The following is a 665-nucleotide window of genomic DNA, read 5'->3' on the forward strand; positions in this document are numbered from 1 at the left end:
AGAGAGAACTGATAAAGAGGTGTCGCCATGCACAGCGAACTGAAAGTCTTTTCCGACCAGGCACCCGAAGTGCTGGAACAACATCACACCGACAAGGCGGCCATGGCGCGGGTGCTGGCCAGTGCCGGGGTACGCTACGAACAATGGCAAGCCAACCAGCCGTTATCCGAAAGCCCCCGGCAGGATGAAGTGATTCAAGCGTATCAGGCAGACATTAACCGCCTGATCGCCGATGAAGGCTACCAGACCGTGGATGTGGTCAGCATGGTGCCGGACCACCCGGACAAGGCCGCCTTCCGTCAAAAGTTTCTGGAAGAACACCGGCACAGCGAAGACGAAGTACGCTTTTTCGTGGAAGGCCAGGGACTGTTCACCCTGCATATCAATGGCAAGGTCTACGAAGTGCTGTGCACCAAAGGTGACCTGATCAGCGTCCCCGCCAATACACCGCACTGGTTCGATATGGGCCCGGCCCCCCGTTTTGTGGCCATTCGCCTGTTCAACAACCCGGACGGCTGGGTGGCCAACTTTACCGGCAGCGACATTGCCCAGCGCTTCAACCGGCTGGGCTGACGCAACCACCGATATACAGCCAATTCCTTAGCGTGCAAGCACGCTCACACAGCAGGGCTAGACATTCATGATCAACGCCATCATCACTGACA

At 57.3% G+C, this 665-nt stretch carries 1 protein-coding gene; it reads left to right on the forward strand.

The window, feature by feature from the left end:
* The first annotated feature begins 27 nt into the window (after positions 1 to 27).
* Positions 28 to 573, forward strand: a complete 546-nt coding sequence (locus A3754_RS02190) for an acireductone dioxygenase (protein WP_063518736.1) — start codon at positions 28 to 30, stop codon at positions 571 to 573.
* The last annotated feature ends 92 nt before the right edge of the window (positions 574 to 665 follow it).

It is taken from the genome of Alcanivorax sp. HI0083 (genome assembly GCF_001635175.1).

Coding starts and splice junctions, on each gene's coding strand:
- A3754_RS02190 (WP_063518736.1), top strand. CDS start 28: ATGCACAGCGAACTGAAAGTCTTTTCCGACCAGGCACCCGAAGTGCTG.